General features: G+C 37.4%; 24 protein-coding genes. 16 read left to right on the top strand and 8 right to left on the bottom strand.

Annotated features, from left to right (window positions below):
* The first annotated feature begins 14 nt into the window (after positions 1 to 14).
* From AC106K_RS26980 to porY, 7 genes are all read left to right on the top strand, one after another.
* Complete coding sequence (locus tag AC106K_RS26980) at positions 15 to 710, top strand: YjjG family noncanonical pyrimidine nucleotidase (RefSeq protein WP_482448715.1); 696 nt, start codon at positions 15 to 17, stop codon at positions 708 to 710.
* 192 nt (positions 711 to 902) lie between these two features.
* The gene (locus tag AC106K_RS26975) at positions 903 to 1,754 is read left to right on the top strand and encodes a zinc-ribbon domain-containing protein (RefSeq protein WP_482448714.1); all 852 of its coding nucleotides are present in this window, start codon (positions 903 to 905) and stop codon (positions 1,752 to 1,754) included.
* Entirely contained in the window at positions 1,726 to 2,319 is a 594-nt protein-coding gene (locus AC106K_RS26970; RefSeq protein ID WP_482448713.1) for a hypothetical protein, read from the top strand. Before AC106K_RS26975 ends, AC106K_RS26970 begins: the two co-directional genes overlap by 29 nt.
* A 179-nt stretch (positions 2,320 to 2,498) precedes the next feature.
* Positions 2,499 to 2,948 (top strand): PepSY-like domain-containing protein, encoded by a 450-nt coding sequence (locus AC106K_RS26965; RefSeq protein WP_482448712.1) that lies wholly within the window; start codon positions 2,499 to 2,501, stop codon positions 2,946 to 2,948.
* 35 nt (positions 2,949 to 2,983) lie between these two features.
* Entirely contained in the window at positions 2,984 to 3,190 is a 207-nt protein-coding gene (locus AC106K_RS26960) for a hypothetical protein (protein WP_482448711.1), read from the top strand.
* 202 nt (positions 3,191 to 3,392) lie between these two features.
* Positions 3,393 to 4,064, top strand: a complete 672-nt coding sequence (locus tag AC106K_RS26955; RefSeq protein WP_185288736.1) for a response regulator transcription factor — start codon at positions 3,393 to 3,395, stop codon at positions 4,062 to 4,064.
* Positions 4,064 to 5,344, top strand: a complete 1,281-nt coding sequence (porY, locus tag AC106K_RS26950; protein WP_482448710.1) for a PorY family sensor histidine kinase — start codon at positions 4,064 to 4,066, stop codon at positions 5,342 to 5,344. The genes AC106K_RS26955 and porY overlap by 1 nt, the downstream gene beginning before the upstream one ends.
* 160 nt (positions 5,345 to 5,504) lie before the next feature.
* Here porY and trpS read toward each other — a convergent pair whose 3' ends face one another.
* The 7 genes from trpS to ileS all read right to left on the bottom strand — a co-directional run bounded on the left by trpS (position 5,505) and on the right by ileS (position 12,376).
* Positions 5,505 to 6,473 carry a tryptophan--tRNA ligase gene (gene trpS / locus AC106K_RS26945; protein WP_482448709.1) on the bottom strand — a complete coding sequence of 323 codons (969 nt, stop codon included), beginning with the start codon at positions 6,471 to 6,473 and terminating at the stop codon, positions 5,505 to 5,507.
* Positions 6,474 to 6,704: 231 nt separating this feature from the next.
* Positions 6,705 to 7,349 carry a SanA/YdcF family protein gene (locus AC106K_RS26940; RefSeq protein WP_482448708.1) on the bottom strand — a complete coding sequence of 215 codons (645 nt, stop codon included), beginning with the start codon at positions 7,347 to 7,349 and terminating at the stop codon, positions 6,705 to 6,707.
* A gap of 16 nt (positions 7,350 to 7,365) precedes the next feature.
* On the bottom strand, positions 7,366 to 8,007 hold the full coding sequence (locus tag AC106K_RS26935; RefSeq protein WP_482448707.1) for a lipoprotein signal peptidase: 642 nt from the start codon (positions 8,005 to 8,007) through the stop codon (positions 7,366 to 7,368).
* Entirely contained in the window at positions 8,007 to 8,201 is a 195-nt protein-coding gene (locus AC106K_RS26930; protein WP_047097121.1) for a DUF2683 family protein, read from the bottom strand. The genes AC106K_RS26935 and AC106K_RS26930 overlap by 1 nt, the downstream gene beginning before the upstream one ends.
* 16 nt (positions 8,202 to 8,217) lie before the next feature.
* Positions 8,218 to 8,463 (bottom strand): DUF6576 domain-containing protein, encoded by a 246-nt coding sequence (locus tag AC106K_RS26925; RefSeq protein WP_482448706.1) that lies wholly within the window; start codon positions 8,461 to 8,463, stop codon positions 8,218 to 8,220.
* A 78-nt stretch (positions 8,464 to 8,541) separates the two neighbouring features.
* A complete protein-coding gene (locus tag AC106K_RS26920) occupies positions 8,542 to 8,922 on the bottom strand; it encodes a TraR/DksA family transcriptional regulator (protein WP_045501318.1) in 381 nt (126 codons plus the stop codon).
* A 58-nt stretch (positions 8,923 to 8,980) separates the two neighbouring features.
* Entirely contained in the window at positions 8,981 to 12,376 is a 3,396-nt protein-coding gene (ileS, locus tag AC106K_RS26915; RefSeq protein ID WP_482448705.1) for an isoleucine--tRNA ligase, read from the bottom strand.
* 418 nt (positions 12,377 to 12,794) lie between these two features.
* On the opposite strand from ileS, the gene AC106K_RS26910 reads away from it, so the two are divergent.
* The 4 genes from AC106K_RS26910 (at position 12,795) to AC106K_RS26895 (ending at position 17,295) form a co-directional block, all read left to right on the top strand.
* Positions 12,795 to 14,480, top strand: a complete 1,686-nt coding sequence (locus AC106K_RS26910; protein WP_482448704.1) for a M23 family metallopeptidase — start codon at positions 12,795 to 12,797, stop codon at positions 14,478 to 14,480.
* A gap of 91 nt (positions 14,481 to 14,571) precedes the next feature.
* The gene (gene flxY, locus AC106K_RS26905) at positions 14,572 to 15,864 is read left to right on the top strand and encodes a flexirubin biosynthesis putative acyl-CoA ligase FlxY (RefSeq protein WP_482448703.1); all 1,293 of its coding nucleotides are present in this window, start codon (positions 14,572 to 14,574) and stop codon (positions 15,862 to 15,864) included.
* A gap of 74 nt (positions 15,865 to 15,938) precedes the next feature.
* Positions 15,939 to 16,547, top strand: a complete 609-nt coding sequence (locus tag AC106K_RS26900) for a hypothetical protein (RefSeq protein ID WP_482448702.1) — start codon at positions 15,939 to 15,941, stop codon at positions 16,545 to 16,547.
* Positions 16,548 to 16,689: 142 nt separating this feature from the next.
* On the top strand, positions 16,690 to 17,295 hold the full coding sequence (locus tag AC106K_RS26895; RefSeq protein ID WP_482448701.1) for a hypothetical protein: 606 nt from the start codon (positions 16,690 to 16,692) through the stop codon (positions 17,293 to 17,295).
* A gap of 36 nt (positions 17,296 to 17,331) precedes the next feature.
* On the opposite strand, the gene AC106K_RS26890 is transcribed toward AC106K_RS26895, so the two are convergent.
* Positions 17,332 to 18,588, bottom strand: a complete 1,257-nt coding sequence (locus tag AC106K_RS26890) for an NAD(P)/FAD-dependent oxidoreductase (protein ID WP_482448700.1) — start codon at positions 18,586 to 18,588, stop codon at positions 17,332 to 17,334.
* Between the two features lie 98 nt (positions 18,589 to 18,686).
* On the opposite strand from AC106K_RS26890, the gene flxA reads away from it, so the two are divergent.
* From flxA to AC106K_RS26865, 5 genes are all read left to right on the top strand, one after another.
* Positions 18,687 to 20,207 (top strand): flexirubin biosynthesis tyrosine ammonia-lyase FlxA, encoded by a 1,521-nt coding sequence (gene flxA, locus AC106K_RS26885; RefSeq protein ID WP_482448699.1) that lies wholly within the window; start codon positions 18,687 to 18,689, stop codon positions 20,205 to 20,207.
* A gap of 82 nt (positions 20,208 to 20,289) precedes the next feature.
* Positions 20,290 to 21,021, top strand: coding sequence for a flexirubin biosynthesis SDR family reductase FlxB (flxB, locus tag AC106K_RS26880; protein ID WP_482448698.1), 732 nt, complete (start codon positions 20,290 to 20,292; stop codon positions 21,019 to 21,021).
* Between the two features lie 105 nt (positions 21,022 to 21,126).
* Complete coding sequence (locus tag AC106K_RS26875) at positions 21,127 to 22,347, top strand: beta-ketoacyl-[acyl-carrier-protein] synthase family protein (RefSeq protein ID WP_482448697.1); 1,221 nt, start codon at positions 21,127 to 21,129, stop codon at positions 22,345 to 22,347.
* 4 nt (positions 22,348 to 22,351) lie between these two features.
* On the top strand, positions 22,352 to 22,606 hold the full coding sequence (locus AC106K_RS26870) for an acyl carrier protein (RefSeq protein WP_185288751.1): 255 nt from the start codon (positions 22,352 to 22,354) through the stop codon (positions 22,604 to 22,606).
* A 115-nt stretch (positions 22,607 to 22,721) separates the two neighbouring features.
* Positions 22,722 to 23,606 (top strand): LpxL/LpxP family acyltransferase, encoded by an 885-nt coding sequence (locus AC106K_RS26865; RefSeq protein WP_482448696.1) that lies wholly within the window; start codon positions 22,722 to 22,724, stop codon positions 23,604 to 23,606.
* Positions 23,607 to 23,743: the final 137 nt, after the last annotated feature.

Raw genomic sequence — 23,743 nt, 5'->3', positions numbered from 1 at the left:
TAACTTTGTGCTGTATGAAAATGCAGCACGTTTTTTTTGACCTGGACAACACGCTCTGGGATCATCGCAGAAATGCCTATCTCACCATCAAAGATCTTTTTGAGAAACAGGAAATCAGTTCGAAGTACCATATTGACTTCGAAGAATTTCATGCTGTTTATCACGATATAAACGAAGACCTCTGGGAGAAGATAAGAGATGGAATAATAGGCAAAGAGTATTTGAGAGAACACCGTTTTTATGATTCCTTCATGCATTTTGGAGTGGATGACAAGGAACTGGCACTTTATTTTGAAGAAAATTTTCTGGATAATATTGTCAGTCATAATGAATTGGTAGAAGGGGCAGAAGATGTTCTTGAATATCTGAAAGCTAAAAATTATACACTTCACATTATTTCCAACGGCTTTCAGGAAGTAACGGAAAGGAAATGTACCTTATCCGGTATTGCACCTTATTTTGAAACCATTACCAGTGCAGATGCAGTAGGCGTAAGAAAGCCAAATCCAAAGATTTTTGAATATTCACTTGGGTTATCTGATGCTAAAAAAGAAGAAAGCATCATGATTGGTGATGATTGGATTGCTGATGCTCTGGGAGGAAGAGATTTCGGTATGGAGTCTATTTTCTTTGATGTCTATAAAGAAGACAAAAAAGAAGTCGGCTTAAAGGCCATTACCCATCTTCAGCAGATTAAAGAATATCTGTAAACATTGAAGAAACAGTAAAGCTTGAATTAAAGCTTCAAAAATATTCTTATCCAGACAAACCACTAAAGAATGTACTTTGGTGGTTTGCTTATTTTTATAAGTATAGGTTTAAAGTTCTGATAGGTAGAAAAATTTTTGATGATTTTTAAGAATATTGATAAATAAAGCTATTTTTGAAAAAATCAAAAACTAATGCTATTTCTTTTCGGGACTGGAAAGTCCGTTTTAAAAAATCAATACCCATTACAGGGATGTACCTGCCCTAATTGTCATCAGACAAATACCATGACTGCAGGGACTATTGCAAGGTATTTTCATTTCTTTTTTGTTCCTGTTTTTTCAACATCTAAAGATAATATGGCGGTGTGTAACCATTGCAACGCTACATTTTCTTTTAATCAGTTTACAGATGGAATGAAAAACAGTTTCGAGTCACAGCATAACCTAAATCCGAACTCCCGACCTGTATGGCATGGCTGCGGATGTTTTATTATCCTTATTGCAATTCTCGGCTTTATCGGTTTGTTGATTGTAGGATGGTTTAAATCAAAAGATGAACCTGAAAAACCCAAAGATAAAAGAGAAGCGTATCTGAAGGCCGATATGGAAAAGCTGACCAATGATCCTAAAATGGAAACAGACAGTACTTCATTCCATATCAAAAACTATATGAATGATATTTTAGAGGGCGAGCTGGACAAAAGAAATATTAAATATTTTTCCAGAATTAATGGGAATAAGCTTCTTGTTATTCTTGATATAGATGATATTAAAAGGATCAAAGCGTCGGAAAGATATTATATTTTAAATTTTGTACAATCGGCTCTTGAGGAGCATGATGGATATAAAGATATGGAGAAATATATAGGTGTTGATGGGCAGTGGAATATGGTTTTGGCTATGGCACCTCATTATATGGATATTGATGGGAAGTTTGCAGATGAGAAAATTTTATATCCATTTTACGATACCCCTAAAAATTACAGTGAACCAATAGAATTAAAAGTAAAAGCCAATGATACTCATAGGAAAGGGGAGAAGTAGAAGGATTTCAGAATTGGTTAATCATATAAGATGTCCTCATTGTGGTGAAAACGGAAGTCTTCTAATGGAGGGGTATCAGGAATATCTGATTTTTGGATTACCGGTTTTTCCGACCTCTAAAACAGTAACAGTAACCTGTGCTGCATGTAAAAAATATTTCCGTCCCAGTGAAATTTCCAATAAAGTATTTGAAGGAGTTCAGTATATTAAAAACAAGATAAAACCTGCTGTCTGGATGTTTTTGCTACCCATTGTAATAGGAACAGTAATCTTTCTGAAACTGATGTCTACTTCAAATCCTGAACCTGAAAATGTTGATACAATTGATAATATACAGATAGGAGATATTTATACCCTGAGAATTGATGATCATCGTTATAACAAAATGAAAGTGCTTGATGTGAAAGACGGAGCTGTCGTTTTTCACAAAAGTGGTCATGCTTCTGTCAAATTAAGAAAGCTAAATCATATTGACAGCTTTGATGGGGATACGATTGTGTATTCAAAAGAAGATCTTATGAAATTGAAATCTGATTATAAGATTATAGATATTGCTAAAGAATAAGTCGTAGAAGTAAAAACAGACTATAGATTAAACCACTAAGATGATTCTTGGTGGTTTTTTGTATTGAATAAATGGGTATATATTTTCAAGCCAACTTTTTCCTGAAATAGTTTTTCCCAATTCTTTCCCAAATTGATTAGGAACTTTGCCTCATAATCATAACAGAGAAATATAATAGTATGAGAAATGTAAAGAAAATCACAGGAGTATTTATTTTAATGTTCTTATTAGCAGGAAATCTGATTCTCGCACAGGACAGAGCAATACATCCCAATCAATTACCCAAAACAACCAAGAACTTCCTTGCTTCCCATTTTAAGGGATTACCGGTAAGTTCAGTGATCGAAGATAGAGAAATCTACGGCGTTGATGAATATAAAATTTATCTGAATAACGGGATGAAAATGGAATTTGACAGTAGCGGGAACTGGAAGGAAATAGATGGCAAACGACAGAAACTGCCTTATGGCTTTATTCCGGTTTCAATCAGAAACTACGCTACAAGAAATTTTCCTAATACCTATATCACAAAGATTGAGAAAAAGAGATGGGCTTACAAAGCTGAACTTTCCAACGGTCTTGAATTGGAATTTGACAGAAACGGAAACTTTAAAAAAATTGATGACTAACAGATCATCGTAGTTTAACAATAAAAATTAGCATTATGGTTAACTGGAATTTAATAAGAAGCAGCGGAGGAACAGTTTCTTCTGCCGGGATTAGAAAAAATATTGTATCCTTTATTACAAGGCGTCATCCATGCAGTGTGGTTGAGTCTATTGAAAGAAAATATAACGCTTATAAAATCTGCCTGATGAACGGATTATGTCTGGTCTTTGATGCAGAAGGGCGCTATGTGAAAACCCATTAAAAACTGATGGAGAAAAACAGAAGAACTGAAGTCAGAGGATACCTATATATCATCGATATATTATGGGTTTTGTATCATATCAGTCTTGTATTGATCATATGTTTTTAGTCCTTTGGCTCTGTTTCTTTCCTTATCATTCCTCTATAATTTTATATATTTGATATAGCCTAAATGATATAACGGGCGAATAAAAGCAGCAGGTATGAAGATTTTAATCGTAGAAGATGAACCGGCATTAAAGGATACTGTACAGAAATTTCTGGAAGCAGAACATTTTATCGTAGAATATGCTCCTGATTATAGTTCCGGGCTAGAGAAAATTATTTCCTACGAATATGACTGTATCCTTCTGGATATTATGCTGCCCGACGGAAATGGAATCGATTTACTGAAAGAGATCAAGAAAATGCATAAAAAAGATCCTGTGATCATTCTTTCTGCAAAAGACTCTGTGGATGATAAAGTTGCCGGGCTGGAAATAGGGGCGGATGATTACCTGGCAAAACCTTTCCACCTTGCGGAGCTGATGGCAAGAATCAAATCTGTGATCAGGAGAAATCAACAGGACGGAGAAAATATCCTTAAGTATAAAAATATAAGCATTGACCCGGAGAACAGAATAGTAAAGGTAGGAGAAGAAGAACTTGCCCTGAACCGGAAAGAATATGATCTGCTGTATTATTTTGTGATCCACCCGGAGAAAACGTTGCAGAAAACGACGCTTGCAGAAGCCATCTGGGGAGATTATATCGATCAGGCAGACAGTCTTGATTTTATTTATTCACAAATTAAAAATCTTCGTAAAAAGTTAAAAATAGCGAATGCTGAAGCAGACTTTCAGGCTGTTTATGGAATAGGTTATAAATTTGTCTGATGAAAGTTTCGTTAAAATATTACACCATCAAATATTTGATCATGGTTCTGCTGCTGATTATTGCGGTATGGGCAGGGCTATTTTATGCTTATATTCTGGACGAAGTACACGATAATGTAGATGATGGATTGAGAAACAGAAAGATACAGATCATCAAAGCAGTATATCTGAATCCCCAGCTTTTAAATAATAATGATTTTGGATTTAATGAGTTCAAAATCAATCCCATTACAGCAAAAGATTATCAGAATAAAAGCAGGCTCTATCATAAAATGTATTATATGGAGTATGATGATAAAGACCAGCCTTATAGAGTCCTAGAAGCAGACTTTATCGATCAGTATAAAAATCACCAGAGACTTGTCATCAGAACTTCCACTGTAGAAGAAGATGAATTGATCTATGACCTTACCACAGCCTTGATTGTTCTTTACCTGTTTTTGGTGGTCAGTATTGTCGTAGTGAATGGCTATCTGCTCAATAAAGCTATGCGCCCGTTTTATAAGATTCTTGATAAGCTTAAAAAATATCAGTTTGGGGTTCCGGCCAATGAGCTTGAACAAAAATATCTGATCAAAGAATTTGATGAGCTGAATGTGGAAATAAATGAAATGATTGAGCGTAACGAGCTTGTTTTCTACCAGCAGAAACAATTCATTGAAAACGCCTCTCATGAACTTCAGACCCCTCTCGCGATTGTCATCAATAAGATAGATCTGCAGATTCAAAATGAAGAACTTGATGAAAAGAACATGAACTTGCTTTCTGAAGTGAAAAATGACCTGCGGAGAATGGTAGGACTGAACAAATCTTTATTAATGCTCTCCAAGATAGAAAACAGTCAGTTTAATAAAACAACCGGGGTTGATTTCAACACTATGATCACTAAGCTGGTCCAGAACTATGAAGATTTTATTGATTTTAAAAAAGTAACGGTCAACATCATAGAAAAAGGATATTTCATAGCAGACTTTAATCAGGATCTTGCCGATATTCTGCTCTCTAACCTTCTGAAAAATGCTGTGAAGTACAATCATGAAGACGGAACATTGAATATTATGATTGAAAACGACAGGATAACGTTTCAAAACAGCGGATCATCTGTAGCTTTAGATAAATCCCGAATCTTCAACCGTTTCTACAAACAGGGATCAGATCATACTTCTACCGGTCTGGGATTGTCTATCATCAAAACGATTATCAAACAGTATCCTGGCTGGGACATCAGCTACGAATTTGACGGAATGCATTATTTCATCCTTACAAAGAACAAAATATAATATTAGCCTCCAATTATAAAAATCACCAATCAAAAAAATCGTGCATTCGTGGCGATTATTTTTTTGCCACGAATACACGAATTTTTCACTATTCTAAGTTTATAAAAAATAACGGCTATCCCAAATGAGACAGCCGTTTTCTTATGTATATAACTCAGGATTAGAATCCTAAGCTTGTTCTTACTCTTTTAAGTGTTTCCAAAGCAATAGGTCTGGTTTTCTCAGCACCCTGCTGTAGTTTCGCTTCCAGTTCTTCAAGATTGTTCATATAATAATTGAAAACCTCTCTTTCCTTTTCAAAACGAGTCAGAATAAGATCTAAAAGTTCTTTCTTAGCATGTCCGTATCCGAAGTTTCCGGCAAGATATTTAGCTCTTAATTCTTCTGTCTGCTCAGGCGTAGCAATCAGTTGGTAGATGGCAAATACTTTATCCGTTTCAGGATCTTTAGGATCTTCTAAAGATTTCGAGTCTGTTTCAATGCTCATCACCTGTTTTTTCAGTTCCTTTTCAGGAAGGAATATGTTGATGATATTTCCTCTTGATTTTGACATTTTCTGCCCGTCTGTTCCGGGAACATATTTGGTGTCTTCCTGAAGCTCAGATTGTGGCAATACAAGAATTTCACCCATTTGGTTATTGAACCTTGAAGCGACATCTCTTGCAAATTCCAGATGCTGAAGCTGATCTTTTCCTACAGGAACGATCTCTGCGTCATATAATAAAATATCTGCTGCCATAAGGATAGGATAGGTGAATAAACCTGCATTCACATCCTGAAGACGGTCTGCCTTATCCTTAAAAGAATGGGCCAATGTTAATCTTTGATAAGGGAAAAAACATGATAAATGCCAAGATAGTTCACAGGTTTCAGCGATGTCACTTTGTCTGTAGAAAAATGTTTTTTCGGTATCCAATCCACAAGCAAGCCAAGCCGCAGCAATCTCGTAGGTATTCTGTCTTAAGGTCTGCGCATCTTTGATCTGGGTAAGCGTGTGAAGATTCGCAATAAATAAAAATGATTCATTTCCTTCCTGCTTAGATAATTCGATAGCAGGAATAATTGCCCCTAGTAAATTTCCAAGATGGGGGGTTCCGGTGGCTTGAATGCCGGTAAGAATTCTTGACATTTGTTTAAAATTTATATTTAAAAATTAATGAATTGCAAATTTACGAGGTTTGACGGGAATAATGAGTGAAAAGATCAAAAGATTATGGACTAAATTTCAATAGATGCACAGCTATATCAATAGAGGTGGGCTTTAGCCCGCCTTACCATAGAAAACTTTTTCCATCGGCTTTAGCCAAAACCTATCTTCCACACTCATCTGTAAAATTAAAGTGATTTGAAAGGTATAAAACTATGGAATCACAATCTTCTCCCCACCAAACTTAGGTTCTACTCCGAGAAGAAGATCCCAATATACTTTAGCCTTTGCGAAGTATTCCCTCAGATTGGTCTTTAAACCCGCATATTTATTCACATCTTCTGCATTATACCCAAAGGCATTCATGCCGTTTTTTCTGGCCAGAAATACCGCTCTTTCATGGTGGAATTTCTGTGAAATGATGATCAACTCAGTTTGCCCGAAAATGTCCTTGGCTCTTACTACAGAATCCAGTGTTCTGAAACCTGCATGATCCAGAATAATTTTGTCCTGAGGAATACCCTGCTGGACTAATGCTGCCTGCATATCTTCCGGCTCATTATAGTCTTTTGAGCTATTGTCACCACTTACGATGATATATTGAACCTTTCCGCTTTTATAAAGGTCTGTTGCGGCTTTAATTCTGTTATCAAAATAAGCATTGGGCATACCATTGCTCAGGGTTTTACCTGTTCCGAGCAATAAAGCTGTTTTAGCTTTGGGTACCTCAGCAATATGATAAGAAACATAGGCCTCGCTGTCTTTTTTGATGCTGTAATTTGCCCACGCTATAAAAATAATTCCTGCAACCAGAAGAAGCAGGAAAAATTTAAAAATATTTTTGATTATTTTTTTCATCCGAAAAATAGATCTTTTAAAATTCAAGGCCGTTCGGGAATGCTTTTTTTCTGAAAATTAACAGAAGTGCAGCCCCCACGGTAATCGCTGAATCGGCAACATTGAAGATATATTTGAAGAACTCAATATGTTTGCCTCCAATTAAAGGCCAGCTGTCTGGAACATACCAGTCTACAACCGGGAAGTGAAGCATATCTACTACACAGCCTTTCATAAAGGTAGAATATCCATGTCCGAAAGATACCAGTTTAGAAATTCCGCCATAGCCAATCCATCGGTCTGTACTTTCGTCATATACGGTTCCGCTATCGAAGATCATTCCATAGAACATCCCGTCAATAAGATTTCCTATAGCTCCGGCAAAGATGATCGCCATGGGTACTAAAAGATAATTGGAAGCGCCCTCTTTCAGCCATTTTTTAAACATATAGACCATTCCTCCAATCAGGAAAACCCTTAAGATCACCAGGAAGTATTTTCCGATGATGCCTCCGAAGTGAAAGCCATAAGCCATTCCTGGATTTTCAACAAAAGTTTTATTAAAAAAACCTTCGATCACAGGAACACTCTCGTTCAGCTCAAAGTGGGTCTTAACATAGATTTTTGAAGCCTGGTCTATTAACAATACCAAAAATGTGATAGCTAAGATCTTTTTCATTACTGCCCTTTAGGTTTTGACGGTTTCGAAGCTGGCTTTACATTTTTATTATCGCTGGCTTTCTTAACTACTTTCTGTCCATTATATGAACTTTTAACGTGAGCCTTTTCAAATTTAATGTTCATTTCTTTTAATACACTTTTCAGTGCGCTCAGCTCCATAGAATTTTTAGGATGTACTATGATAGATTCCATTTCTTATATTTAAATTTTACATTTTAGACAATTCATCAAGTCTTTTTCTGTCTTTTGCAGAAAGGTCATTGATGCCGTTCTTGCCCATCTTACTCAAAAGTCTGTCTATTTCTTTCTCCCTGTCACGTTTATCAGAATTAAACTGATCATCGATGGTGTAGTGGGTATGTTTCTCGGGAAAGAATCTGTTTTTGATCCATTCTCTGTTGAAAAATGCCAAAACTGCTGCAACGATGATGATTAAAATGAATACTTCGCTCATGGGTATACATTAAAAATTAGGTTTATAAAGTATCCGAGGATACCATATAAACCCAATATTATTTTACAAACCTTACGGTTATTTCTGCATATTTTTCGCTTCGATGCTCAGCGTAGCGTGAGGAACGGCTAAAAGTCTTTCCTTAGGAATAAGTTTCCCTGTTACTCTGCAAACACCGTACGTTTTGTTTTCGATTCTGATTAAAGCATTCTTAAGATCACGCACGAATTTTTCCTGTCTTCCTGCCAAAATAGAGTTCTGCTCTTTACTCAAGGTTTCTGCTCCTTCTTCAAATGCTTTGAATGTAGGTGAAGTATCATCCGTTCCATTGTTCTGGTCATTGATGAAACTTTCTCTGATCAGCTGAAGATCTTTTTCCGCTTTTTCTATTTTTTCTTTAATAATCGCTCTAAATTCCTGTAAATCAGCATCGCTGTATCTAACTCTTTCGTCTGACATATTCTTTCTCTTTTTTAATAAAATTATGAAATGGAATTTGAAATTCAATAACTACATGTTAATTTTTTTCAATATTTATCTTAAAATTAACCTCATCTATTTCGATTTCGTTAAAATTTAAAAGTGAAGATACAATTTCTATTTTATTTGACAAGACTTCAGAAGAAATATATTCCTCATTTTTCTTAATATCTTCAATAAATGGTGAATTCTCATCAATGGAGATATTGATTCTGTCTGTCAACTCAAAATCCTTCTCTTTTCGCAGATTCTGAATCCTGTTGATGAATTCTCTCGCGATTCCTTCAGATTTTAACTCATCGGTTAACGTCAAATCTAATGCCACAGTCGTTTTTCCATCAGAAGTCACTGTCCATCCCGGGATGTCTTTTGTTGAGATTTCCACATCATCAAGAGTGATCTCATATCCCTGAACATCCAGTTTTCCTTCTTTTTCAAGACTGGAAATCTGCTCGGCAGTAAGATTGGCGATCTCGGCGCCTACCACCTTCATGTCTTTTCCTAATTTAGGACCAAGCGCTTTGAAGTTCGGTTTTATCTGTTTTACAATTAAATGTGATGCTTCCTCAGCATTGATCAATTGTAGTTCTTTCACGTTGACTTCCTGCTTGATAAGATCTGCAACAGCAACAATCTGCTCTTCTGTTTTAGAATCCAATACAGGAACCAATACTTTTTGTAACGGTTGACGAACTTTCACATTCTCTTTTTTTCTTAAAGAGAAAACCATACTTGTGATGTTTTGTGCCAGATGGGTTTTTTCAACCAGATCCTGGTCGATTAAACTTTCATCAGCAACCGGGAAGTCTGTAAGGTGTACAGATTCATAGTTTTCTTTTCCTGTCACTTTATTTAAATCCTGATACAACTGATCCATAAAGAACGGAGCGATTGGCGCAGATAATTTAGCAACAGTTTCCAAACAAGTATATAGAGTTTGGTAAGCAGAGATTTTATCATCAGAGTAATCTCCTTTCCAGAAACGTCTTCTGCACAATCTTACGTACCAGTTACTCAAGTTGTCGTTCACGAAGTTACTGATGGCTCTTGCTACTCTTGTTGGTTCGTAGTCTTCATAGAATGCCTTTACCTCCTTGATCAATAAGTTCAGTTCAGAAAGAATCCATCTGTCGATTTCAGGACGGTTTTCCACTTCTTTTTCAGAATAATTGAATCCATCAACGTTTGCATATAAAGCAAAGAATGAATAGGTGTTATAAAGGGTTCCGAAGAACTTTCTTCTCACTTCATCAATTCCATCACTGTCAAACTTCAGATTTTCCCAAGGGTTTGCATTGGAGATCATGTACCAACGCGTAGCATCCGGTCCATACGTAGAAAGCGTCTGGAATGGATCCACTGCATTTCCTTTGGATTTTGACATTTTCAGACCGCTTTTATCCAGAACAAGACCGTTACTCATTACATTTTTATACGCAACAGAGTCAAAAACAGCCGTTCCGATGGCATGAAGCGTATAGAACCATCCACGGGTCTGGTCAACACCTTCTGCAATGAAGTCAGCAGGGAATGCTTTATGATTGTCAATTAATTCTTTATTTTCAAAAGGATAGTGCAGCTGTGCATAAGGCATAGATCCTGAATCGAACCAAACGTCGATCAGATCGCTTTCACGCTTCATTGCTTTTCCTGAATCAGAAACCAATACGATTTTATCCACTACATTCTTGTGAAGGTCCACAAGCTCATAGTTGGATTCAGCCATATTTCCTATTTCAAAACCTTTGAAAGGGTTTTCAGCCATCAATCCTGCAGCAATCGATTTCTCGATTTCGTTGTATAGCTCTTCTACAGAACCAATGATCTTTTCTTCCTTCAGATCCTCTGTTCTCCAGATTGGTAACGGGATACCCCAATATCTTGAACGGGATAAGTTCCAGTCGTTCACATTCTCCAGCCAGTTGGCAAAACGGCCGTCTCCTGTAGATTTTGGCTTCCAGTTGATTTCTTTATTCAGCTCTACCAATCTGTCTTTTACGGCAGTCATCTTTACAAACCATGAATCCAGCGGATAGTACAATACAGGTTTGTCAGTTCTCCAACAGTGTGGATAGGAGTGAACGTATTTCTCTACTTTGAAGGCCTTGTTCTCTGTTTTCAGCACAATCGCAAGTTCTACATCCCATGATTTTTCAGGGGCAGTTCCTTCATCGTAATATTCGTTCTTGATATATTTTCCTGAGAATACTTCAGGAACATTTTCTCCCTGAATAAATCTTCCCTGTAAATCTACCAATGGAACAAGACTGTCATTTTCGTCTTTTATCAACATTGGAGGAATCTCAGGTTGAGCCATTTTAGCAACTCTCGCATCGTCAGCACCAAAAGTAGGCGCTGTATGCACAATACCTGTACCATCCTCAGTAGTTACGAAATCCCCTAAGATTACTCTGAACGCATTTTCAGGGTTATCGTTCGGTGTAAACCAAGGAACTAATTGCTCATATCTTGTATCAATAAGTTTTTCTCCTGTGAATTCTTTTAAAATTCTGAACGGAATTACTTTTGTTTCCGGAGTATAGTTGGCAAAATCTTCATCTGTACCTTCAGCATATTTCTTACCGAATACTTTAGGTAAAAGTACTCTGGATAATACTACAGTTATCGGTTCAAATGTATATTGATTGAAAGTTTTAACCAAAACATATTCAATGTCTCTACCTACCGTTAGTGCAGTGTTGGATGGCAACGTCCAGGGAGTCGTCGTCCATGCAAGGATATGTACATCTCCATCAATATCACTGAATAAAGCAGATGAATCTTTTTTCACTTTGAACTGAGCTACAACCGTAGTATCAGAAACATCGTGATAAGTTCCAGGCATATTTAATTCCGCAGAAGAAAGTCCTGTTCCTGCTTTTGGAGAGTAGGGCTGAATCGTATAGCCTTTGTACAACAAGTCTTTGCAGTATAATTGCTTCAACAACCACCAAACCGTTTCCATATATTTTGACTTGTACGTAATGTACGGATCATCAAGGTCTACCCAATATCCGATTTTCTCCGTAAGGTTATTCCAGACATCGGTATAACGCATTACTGCCTCACGACAAGCTTTGTTATAATCTTCAATAGAAATTTTTTTGCCAATATCTTCCTTAGTGATTCCTAATTCTTTTTCTACGCCTAGCTCTACAGGAAGTCCGTGTGTATCCCAACCCGCTTTACGGAAAACCTGTTTCCCGTTTTGGGTCTGATAACGACAGAAAATATCCTTCAACGCTCTGGCCATTACGTGGTGAATTCCAGGCATACCGTTTGCTGAAGGCGGACCTTCATAAAAAACAAACTCAGGTTGCCCCTCACGAATCTCAACACTCTTATTGAAAGTTTTATTTTGTTTCCAAAATTCCGCTACATTCTCTGCTACGTCAATAAGGTTGAGGTTTTTGTATTCTTTAAATTGGCTCATTGTAAATATCTCAATATCGTTGATTAATTAAGTCTGCAAATTTACTAAATTTTGTCGGTTTATAATATATGTTTTTCTGTGGATATTTCTATTAAAAACTTCAATTTCAGAAATATAAACCGATAAAGTGTTAAAATGGGAGTGGAGAGTAGAGAATAAATGAGTTTTCGGTCTCTTTTTTATACCTGTTTTTGATCCTGTTTCCCGATTTATTCCATTCAATAGGAGCGGGCTTTAGCCCGCTTGAAAAATAGATTCAAAATCCATTGGCTTTAGTCAAAACCTAAATATAATCTCTCCCAGGTTTTACAGACCTCTTTTCCACAATCATCCGCGGTTAAAAATAAAAACACAGCCAATGATAGCAAATTAGCACGATCATTGCTAGAATTCTGTAGACATAAAACCCAAATGCTGTATGAAAACTTTCTCCAAACTGATGGTTGCGATCTGCCTGATAACGGCCATTATCACACAGGCTCAAAATTATCCCCAAAACTATTTCCGTAATCCACTGAATATTCCCATGCAGCTGGCCGCCAACTTTGGTGCAGTAAGGACGAATCATTTTCATATGGGGCTGGATCTGCGGACCAACAGCCAGGAAAACTTACCAGTAGTTGCAGCAGCAGATGGGTATGTAAGCCGAATCAAGGTTGAACGATATGGGTTCGGAAACGCCGTTTATATTACCCACCCGAATGGATATACCACAGTTTACGCCCACCTGAATAAATATTTCGATAAACTTGATGAATATGTAAAAGAAAGACAATACAAAGATGAAAAATGGGAGCAGGATATTACTTTCCAGCCAGGGCAATTTCCTGTAACGAAGGGACAGCTTATTGCATTGAGTGGAAATACGGGAGGCTCGGCAGGACCTCATCTGCATTTCGAGATAAGAGATACCAAAACGGAAGAATGCATCAATCCGTTGTTTTTTGGATTTAATATTCCGGATAATGTTGCTCCGGTTATCAGCGGACTCTATTGGTACGACAGAAGATTCAGTACCTATCAGCCCGGCGCGAACGGAATTGCCGTTAAAAAGGCAGGAAATACTTATACTACTGATGTTGTCAGAGTCAATTCTCCCATGATAAGCTTTGGAATTAAAGCAGTAGATAAAGCCAATCAGGGATTTAATCTTGGAATATATAAAGCGGAGTTATTAATGGATGGAAAGCTGGTATATGGTTTTTCAATTGATAAGGTGAGCTATGATGATACCCGTAATCTCAATGGCTGTATAGATTATACGAAATTCAGCAGAGATAAAATGAGCATTCAGCATTTGTCTGTTTTACCGGGGATGAAGCTTCAAAACTATAGTGTTCCCAATCTGACGGGAATCATCAATCTTCAGGATGAAGACATTCACAATATTGAAATTATTCTAAAAGATGTAAAAGGAAATACAAGCCATCTGGTCACAAAAGTTCAATTAACCAAAACAACGGACAAAGTTTCAACTACAGATAAGATTGTAATGCCTAATGAAGGAAAAACGATCAACACTGAAAATGCAGAGATCAGTTTCAGTAAAAACGCAGTGTATGATGCTGTAAATTTTAATGCTTACGAAAAACCGGATACAGATGCTAATGCCGCTTCCAATGCTATTGTTTTACATAGTCCATACATTCCTGTACATGATGATTATACTTTGAAGATAAAACCCAACAGAAAATTAACCAATGAAGAAAAGAATAAGGCTGTAATCATCCTTGACTATGGAAGTGACAGGACTTCCGTAAAAGGAAATTGGAATGGTGACCGTGTAGAAGGCAAGTTCAACAGATTGGGCACCGCAAAATTGGTCATTGACAATACCCTTCCATCAGTTTCACCAAACTGGAAAGAAGGAAATTTGATAAATGGATATTCATTACGCTTTAAAGGTGCCACTAAAGTAGGTGATATTGTTTCATTCCGTGCGGAACTGGATGGGAACTGGCTGCGGTTTGCCCGTGTAAAAGATGATTTTGTCTACGTTTTTGACGAAAAATGTTCCAAAGGTTCAGGAGAACATAGCTTAAGAGTAACCACAATCAATACTGCTGGAAATATAAATACTCAGACTTTTACATTCCGCAGATAGAACTGTAACCGAAATCATGCATACATTTTACATGAATACCTCCTACAATCGTGTAATTTTAAATAAATTTGCCTTTTAAAAATTAAAATCATTGGAATTTCATCCGTCAATAGAGAAAGCAGAGATTCAGGAAATCAAAAAATTTCAGGAAGAAAAACTTCATGAGCTTTTGGCTTATCTGGAAACCCATTCACCTTTTTATCAGAAACTCTTCAGAGAACATGAGATAAGGATCGGGGATATTCGTACGTTGGAAGATCTTCAGAAGATCCCGACTACCACGAAGAATGATCTGCAACAGCATAATCATGATTTTTTCTGTATTACACCGGATAAGATTGTCGATTACAGTACCACTTCCGGAACATTAGGAGATCCGGTGACTTTTGGGTTGTCAGACAGTGACCTTGAAAGACTGGCTTACAACGAAGCCATATCTTTTGCCTGTGCAGGAATTCAGAAAGGAGACGTTGTGCAGATGATTACTACGATAGACAAACGCTTCATGGCAGGACTTGCTTATTTTTTAGGCTTAAGAAAAATGGGTGCGAGTGTGGTCAGAATGGGTCCGGGAATTCCGGAGCTTCAATGGGACTCTATCTTCAGATACAAACCCAAATATCTGATTACCGTTCCGTCATTTTTACTGAAAATGATCGATTATGCCGAAAAGCATGGTCTTGACTATAAGAATTCAAGCGTTTATGGAGCAGTGTGCATCGGGGAAAGTATCAAAAATCAGGATTTTACAGATAATATCCTTTCGCAGAAGATCAAAGAAAAGTGGGACATAAAACTCTTTTCTACGTATGCTTCTACCGAAATGAGCACAGCCTTCACGGAATGCGAATTTCAGGTGGGCGGGCACCATCATCCTGAGCTGATCATTACAGAAATTCTTGATGACGACGGAAATCCTGTGAAAGAAGGAGAAAGTGGAGAACTGACGATTACCACTCTGGGGGTCGAAGCAATCCCTTTGCTGAGGTTTAAAACCGGGGATCTCGTAAAAGCACACTATGAACCATGTGAATGTGGAAGAAATACAATGAGGCTGGGGCCTGTAGTGGGTAGAAAACAGCAGATGATCAAATATAAGGGGACAACACTGTATCCACCGGCAATGAACGATATTCTGAATGATTTCAACAATATTTTATGCTACCAGATCGTTATTCAGGCAAATGAAATCGGTCTTGATGAGATCATCATCAAATTGAGTACAGAAGCTGAACAGGAAAGTTTCGTCAATGAGGTTAGAGATCACTTCCGTGCAAAATTGAGAGTAAGCCCTAAAATTGAAATCATAGACTTTGATGTGTTGTCTAAAACGGTTTTCAATCCGAACAGCAGAAAGCCGATTACATTTATCGATTTAAGATAAAATTAAATTCAAAAAGAAAAGAAGCGAAGTCCTGCTTTTTTATACGATCAAGGCATTAAAAAAACTAATAAACTATGAAAAAATTATTATTGTTGTTCTTCATGATGATGATAACAGCAGCTTTCGGACAGGAGAAGATGAAACTTGTTTCGGGAGATTTCGGAGTATTGAAAGATCAGTCTGTGGTGAATGTAGAGCTTAAGTTTGAGAATGTATTATTCATGAAAGAAAATATTACGGAAGCTCAATACCTTGAAAACAGAAAGAAGCAGGTGCTGGACAACCCTAAAAGAGGAGAAACAGCATGGAAGGAGTGGAGTGAAGAATGGGAAAAGTATAAAAGGGAAGACTATATAGATCGCCTTCTGAAGGGGTTGAATGCGTCTTCCAAACAGATTTCATTTAAAAAAGAAACTCCTGCGAAATATACATTGATCCTGAACACAAAATGGATATTCCCGGGCTGGCATGCCGGATTGATTGCAATGCCTACCGCAATGAGTGGAGGCATACAGTTAGTAGAAACAGAGAATCCTTCCGTGGTTCTGGCGACCGTAGAACTTAATAAATACGACAGATTTTCCGGGATGGATGTAACGGTGATGGAATATGGAAGGCTTGCGGCTGCTTATGAGTCTATAGGGAAAGTTTTATCAAGACAAATCAAAAGGAATTTAAAATAGAAACAAAAACGATCTGAATTTCAGGTCGTTTTTTTGTGTTCAGTCTCTCCATTTGAAGAGAGAATAAAAAATAATATTTACTATTTCTGTTGAATGGCTTTTAGTCTATATTTGCCGCAGTAAAATTTAAATAAAACAATCCATGAAAAAATTATTTTTGCTATTCTTTATGGCAATTGCAACGACAACGTTTGCTCAGGATCAGATTAACTTTGAATCCGGAAATTTTAATTTTCTGAAAGATCAGACCGAAGTGAACGTTCAGTTCATATTTGAAAATGCTACTTTCCACGAAAAGAACCTTACAGAAGCTCAGTATCTGGAAAACAGAAAAGCGGATATTACCGCTAAAAAAGGAGAATCTACCTGGGTAGAATGGAATTCTCAGTGGGGAATATTCAAATCTTCGAGATATGCTGACTTTTTTCTTAAAGGCTTGAATGAAAAATCAAAGAAAATTGCTTTCAAAACAGATGCTCACACAAAATATACCCTGATCGTTGATGCAAAATGGATCTATGCAGGATGGTATGGCGGAATGATCGGTTCTCAGCCCGGAAAATTAACGGCAGATCTGACATTTGTAGAAACTGATAATCCTTCAAAAGTAGTGATGAAACTGCATGCAGATAAAGTAGAAGGTAACAAAGGGAATAAAGAATTTGGATGGGAATACGGAAGAATCGCTGCAGCCTATGAAGTTACCGGTAAAAAGCTGGGAAAAGAAATCAAAGCTGCTTTGAAATAAAAACAAAAAACGGTCTGAATTTTCAGACCGTTTTTTTTATAGTTGATTTTGCTGTTCCTGTTTTTCCAGTTTGATCAGGTTCGCAAGATTCTTAATCACCGTATCGTGCTTTTTCACAAAAGGATTGTCTTTGTTCCATACATATCCTGCTAATACGGCACATATCTTTTTCTTTACATCCGGGTTTTCCGGCTGATGGAAGAATAATTCCTGAAGATTTCCGGTGTACCATTCTTTCACATAAGTGGTGAAAACATCTACACCATATAGAATATAGTCGGTATACTCTGTCTGCCAGTCTATCTTTTCTCCGTTCAGTTGTCTTAAAGCCAGTTTGGCTGCCAGCATTCCTGATTCTGTGGCAAAAGCCATTCCCGAAGAGAAAACAGGATCAAGGAACTCAGAAGCATTTCCTGTCAATGCAAAACCGTTTCCAAACAGACTTTTCACAGAACATGAATAATCTTTCAGGTGTTTAGGTTCAAAAAGAAAATCTACATTGCCGAAACGCTTTACATAATAATCCGAAAGTGAGATTGCTTTTCTTAAAGCTTCCGTAGTATCTCCATTTTCAGATAGTTTTTCGATATAGTCGGTAGGCCCTACAATTCCTAAACTGGTATTTCCATTAGAAAAAGGAATTACCCATAGCCATACCTCCGTTTCAATGATGTCAAAAGAAATTAAAGTTCCCTCTTCCCCCGGTTCTCTGTTGAGATCATTTACATGAGAGAAAATGGCAGAGTGAGGAGAAAGTTTTGAAGGTTTTTCAAGATCCAGTAAACGGGGTAAAACTCTTCCATATCCACTGGAGTCGATCACGAATTTAGCATGGATCTCTTTGGTTTCCCCATCGTTATTTCTTACCGTTGTTACAGAATCAGTTCCATCAAATCGGATGTCGATTACTTCTGTTTCAAATTCAAGATCAATTCCTTTATTGATAACCTCCTGAGCAAGAGTATTATCAAAATCAGCTCTCGGTACCTGCCAGGTCCAGTCCCAGCCCTCTCCGAATTTATTGCTGAAATCAAAAATGCAGACCTCGTCGCCACGAAGGAAACGTGCTCCCAACTTTTTTTCAAAGCCCATTTTGTCTAGTGCAGGAAAAAGTCCGGCTTCGTCAAAGTGGTCCATTACCCTCGGTATTAAGCTCTCACCAACTACCAGTCTGGGGAATTTTGTCTTTTCGACTACTTTTACGTTGACGTTGTTCTTCTTTAAGTACGAAGAAGACACGCATCCGGAAGGTCCAGCCCCGATTACAAGAACGTCAACAAATTCTTTGCTCATCTTTGATTTTTTATTTTAATAATAACTTTTATCTTTGCCGCAAAATTAGTGACAAATAATTAATATTTTACAAAATTATCAACTATTACTTTTAATTGATGAAAATAAATAACTTTTTAGAGCTGAAAGACTTTCAAAAAATTATCATTGGAAATGAAAAAATAGAACTGGATGAATCACTTTTATCAAGAGTGGATAAGAGTTTTCAGTTTTTAAAAGAATTTTCGAAAAATAAAGTAATATACGGTGTGAATACCGGTTTTGGACCGATGGCCCAATTCAAGATCAGTGATGAAGATACCCACCAGCTTCAGTATAACCTGATCAGAAGCCACTCTTCAGGAATCGGAAACCCTTTGCCTGCACAGGAAGTAAAAGCTTGTATGCTGGCAAGACTCAATACCCTTTCATTAGGAAACTCAGGAGTACACCAGTCTGTTATTTACCTTCTTCAGGAACTGATCAACAGAGATATTACCCCATTGATCTTCGAACATGGCGGAGTAGGGGCAAGCGGTGACCTTGTTCAGCTGGCTCACCTTGCTTTGGTATTGATTGGAGAAGGAGAAGTCTTTTATAAAGGAGAAAGAAAATCTACGAAAGAAGTTTTCGAAGCAGAAGGGTTGGAGCCGATACAGGTAGAGATCCGTGAAGGTCTTGCTTTGATGAACGGAACTTCCGTAATGTCAGGAATTGGTATTGTAAATGCTTATAAAGCTAATCAGCTTACAGATATTTCCCTGAGACTTTCCTGTGCGATTAATGAGATTGTTCAGGCTTACGATGATCATTTATCAGAAGCTTTGAACGGAACGAAAAAACATTACGGTCAGCAGGAAGTGGCAAGAAGAATGCGTGCTCACCTGGCAGACAGTAAACTGATCAGAAAGAGAGAAGATCACCTTTATACTCATTTCGAAGAACAGGAAAAGGTATTTAAAGAAAAAGTCCAGGAGTATTATTCTTTAAGATGTGTACCTCAGATCTTAGGTCCGGTACTCGATACATTAGAATATACAGAGAAAGTTCTTGAGAACGAAATCAACTCTGCGAATGATAACCCGATCATCAATGTTGAAGACCAGCATGTTTATCACGGAGGAAACTTCCACGGAGACTACATCTCTCTGGAAATGGACAAGCTTAAAATTGTTGTTACCAAGCTGACAATGCTTGCAGAAAGACAGTTGAACTATCTTTTGAATGCTAAGATCAACGAAATTTTGCCTCCTTTTGTCAATTTAGGTAAATTAGGTTTTAACTTTGGAATGCAGGGCGTACAGTTTACAGCAACATCTACTACGGCAGAAAGCCAGATGCTGTCGAATCCTATGTATGTACACAGTATCCCGAATAATAATGACAATCAGGATATTGTAAGTATGGGAACCAATGCTGCGGTTATCTGCAGAAAAGTTATTGAAAATGCTTTTGAAGTATTGGCAATCGAAGCCATTACGATTATCCAGGCCATTGAATATCTTGGGTTCCAGGATAAGGTTTCATCATCTACAAAAGAGCTGTATGACGCCATCAGAAAAATTATTCCTGCCTTCTCTGATGATATGGTGATGTATCCATATCTGGAAGAAGTGAAGAAATATTTCAAAGCAATGTAATTATTAGCAGTAATAAATTGTCTAATAAAAAAGACATTACAAGCTTACTAAAAAAAACTAAAAACGAAATAAACACTAACGCATGAAATGTGCAATTGTAACAGGAGGCTCCAGAGGAATCGGCAGAGCCATCTGTATAAAACTGGCAGAAGAGAAAAACTACCATATTCTGATCAACTACGCTTCCAATGAGACCGCAGCCAGAGAAACTTTGGCTAAAGTGAAAGAATTGGGTTCTACAGGAGAAATTCTTAAATTTGATGTAGGGAATACAGAAGAAACACAGACTGTTTTAACGGCATGGCAGGAGAATCATCCGGATGCTGTGGTAGAAGTGATCGTCAATAATGCCGGAATCACGAGAGACGGACTGTTTATGTGGATGCAGAAAGAAGACTGGAACAATGTAATCAATACAAGTCTGGACGGATTTTTCAATGTAACCAATTTTTTTATTCAAAAGCTGCTTCGTAATAAGTACGGAAGGATCATCAATATGGTTTCTGTATCCGGAGTAAAAGGAACAGCCGGTCAGACGAATTATTCTGCCGCAAAAGGAGCTTTGGTAGGCGCTACAAAAGCGCTTGCTCAGGAAGTGGCCAAAAGAAATGTTACAGTGAATGCAGTAGCTCCGGGGTTTATCAAAACAGATATGACTCAGGAATTTAATGAAGAAGAACTGAAGGCGATGATTCCTGCCAACAGATTCGGTGAGGCAGAAGAAGTGGCTGATCTTGTTGCATTTTTAGCATCTAAAAAATCTTCCTACATTACAGGAGAAGTCATTAATATTAACGGAGGAATTTATTCATAATAATCTAACAATATACCAATGTACCAGCGTACCAATGTGGGTTGATCTCAATGAAAACATTGTTACATTGCTAGACTGATACATTGTTAAATTCAATATAAACAAATGGAAAATAGGGTTGTAATTACCGGAATGGGAATTTATTCCTGCATCGGGACGTCTTTAGAAGAGGTCAGGGAATCCCTATATCAAGGAAAATCCGGTATTGTTTTAGATCAGGAGAGAAAAGAATTCGGTTTCAGATCAGGCCTTACAGGGGTTGTTCCAAAACCGGACCTTAAAAATCTCTTAAACAGACGCCAGCGCATCAGTATGGGAGAAGAAAGCGAATATGCTTATCTGGCTACCATTGCTGCATTGAAGCAGGCCAATCTTGACGAAACATTTATGGATTCCCATGAAGTGGGAATTCTATATGGAAATGACAGTGTTTCCCAGGCAGTCGTAGAATCTATTGATATTGCAAGGGAAAAGAAAGATACTACATTGATGGGATCGGGTGCGATCTTTAAATCAATGAATTCAACCGTAACGATGAACCTTTCTACTATTTTCAAACTGAAAGGGATCAATCTTACGATCAGTGCTGCATGTGCAAGTGGTTCGCATTCCTTAGGGCTTGCCTATATGATGATCAAAAACGGTTTTCAGGATATGATCATCTGTGGCGGAGCGCAGGAAACCAACAAATATTCTATGGCCAGCTTTGATGGTTTAGGCGTATTCTCAGCACGAGAAGATGAACCTGCCAAAGCATCCAGACCTTTCGATGCAGAAAGAGACGGACTTATTCCGAGCGGAGGAGCGGCTACATTGATTGTTGAAAGTCTGGAATCTGCCCAAAGAAGAGGCGTTCCTATCATTGCTGAGATCATTGGCTATGGTTTTTCTTCAAACGGAGGGCATATTTCCACTCCTAATGTAGATGGGCCGGCTTTAGCGATGGACAGGGCGTTGAAACAGTCGGGATTGAAGGCTTCAGACATCGATTATATCAATGCTCACGCAACTTCTACACCCATTGGTGATGCCAATGAGGCAAAAGCAATTTATGAGATCTTCGGAAGTGAAGTTCCGGTGAGCTCTACCAAATCCATGACAGGACATGAGTGCTGGATGGCAGGTGCCAGTGAAGTTATTTACTCTATTCTGATGATGCAGAATGATTTCGTAGCACCTAATATCAATCTGGAAAATCCTGATAATGAGGCTCAAAAGATAAATTTGATCTCGAAAACAAAAAATCAAAAAATTGATGTATTTTTGTCGAATTCTTTTGGGTTTGGGGGAACCAATTCTGCACTAATAGTTAAAAAATTTGATTAAAAACATGGAAAGGGAAAAGATTGTTGCCATCGTTAATGATTTTCTGGTAAATGAATTCGAGGTAGACAGAGATGAAATCAGTAATGATGCTAACCTTAAAAATACACTGGGCTTAGACAGCCTTGATTATATCGACATGGTAGTGGTGATCGAATCTAATTTCGGAGTGAAATTAGGAGAAGCCGACTTCAAAAAAATGGTGACATTTGATGATTTCTACACAACGATTGAAAATAAGATTGCTGAAAAAAACGCTTAGTTACTCAGTAGTCTTTATTCTATAAAAAAGTACCAATGTAATAATAACGGTGTCCTGGCGGCACTAAAGGTATTATTACATTGGTATACTCTTATTATATTGGTAAATTATAACTATGAACAAATGGAAAGGTAAATCTAAAGGGACGGTACTGGGCTACAGAATTTTCGTCTGGTGTATTAGAAATATCGGGATCAGGAGTTCGTATGGGGTACTTTATTTTGTAGCCGCCTATTACTCGCTGTTTCAGAAGAAGAGCAACCAATATATTCTTTACTATTTTCAGAAGAGGCTGAATTATGGATATTGGAAGGCCAAGTCTTCCATATTCAAAAGTTATTTCACCTTCGGAAAAGTCCTTATCGACAAAACTGCTATTTCTGCAGGGCTAAGGAATAAATATACTTACGAATTTGACGGAATTGAAAACCTCAGGAACCTTTTAGCAGCCAAAAAAGGAGGAGTTCTGATAAGCGCTCATATCGGGAATTTTGAGATTGCCGAACATTTTTTTGCCGATATTGATTTCGACTGTCAGATCAATCTCGTAACTACAGATCAGGAAGTTACCGTGATTAAGGAATATCTGGAAAGTGTTTCTGTTAAAAAAAGTAATATCAAGTTCATTTTTGTAAAAGAAGACATGTCTCATATCTTCGAAATCAATCAGGCATTATCCAACAATGAACTGATCTGCTTTACAGGTGACCGCTATTTTGAAGGATCCAAGTACCTTGAGGCTGACTTGCTGGGGAAAAGTGCAAAATTTCCTGCCGGCCCGTTCCTTATTGCTTCAAGACTAGGCGTTCCAGTAGTCTATGTGTATGTAATGAAAGAAAATAACCTTCATTACCATTTGTATGCAAGAGTGGCTCAGAATATTAAAAACCGTGACTCACAGGGTCTTTTACAATCGTATGTTCAGAATCTTGAAACAATGGTGAAAAAATATCCCCTTCAATGGTTTAATTATTTTGATTTTTGGGATGATGTTGATTAATTTTTCTATTTTTATCCCCTAAAAACTAATAAAAAACTCAAAACCATTAAGATTTACTGAGAATTAAAGTAATTAAATAGTATTATCCGAATAGGATTTCTTTGTTTACGGTACCAAAGTAATATCTGAATTTCTTA

This window comes from Chryseobacterium sp. FR048 (assembly GCF_056844665.1).
This window is presented reverse-complemented; position numbering and strand designations above follow the sequence as displayed.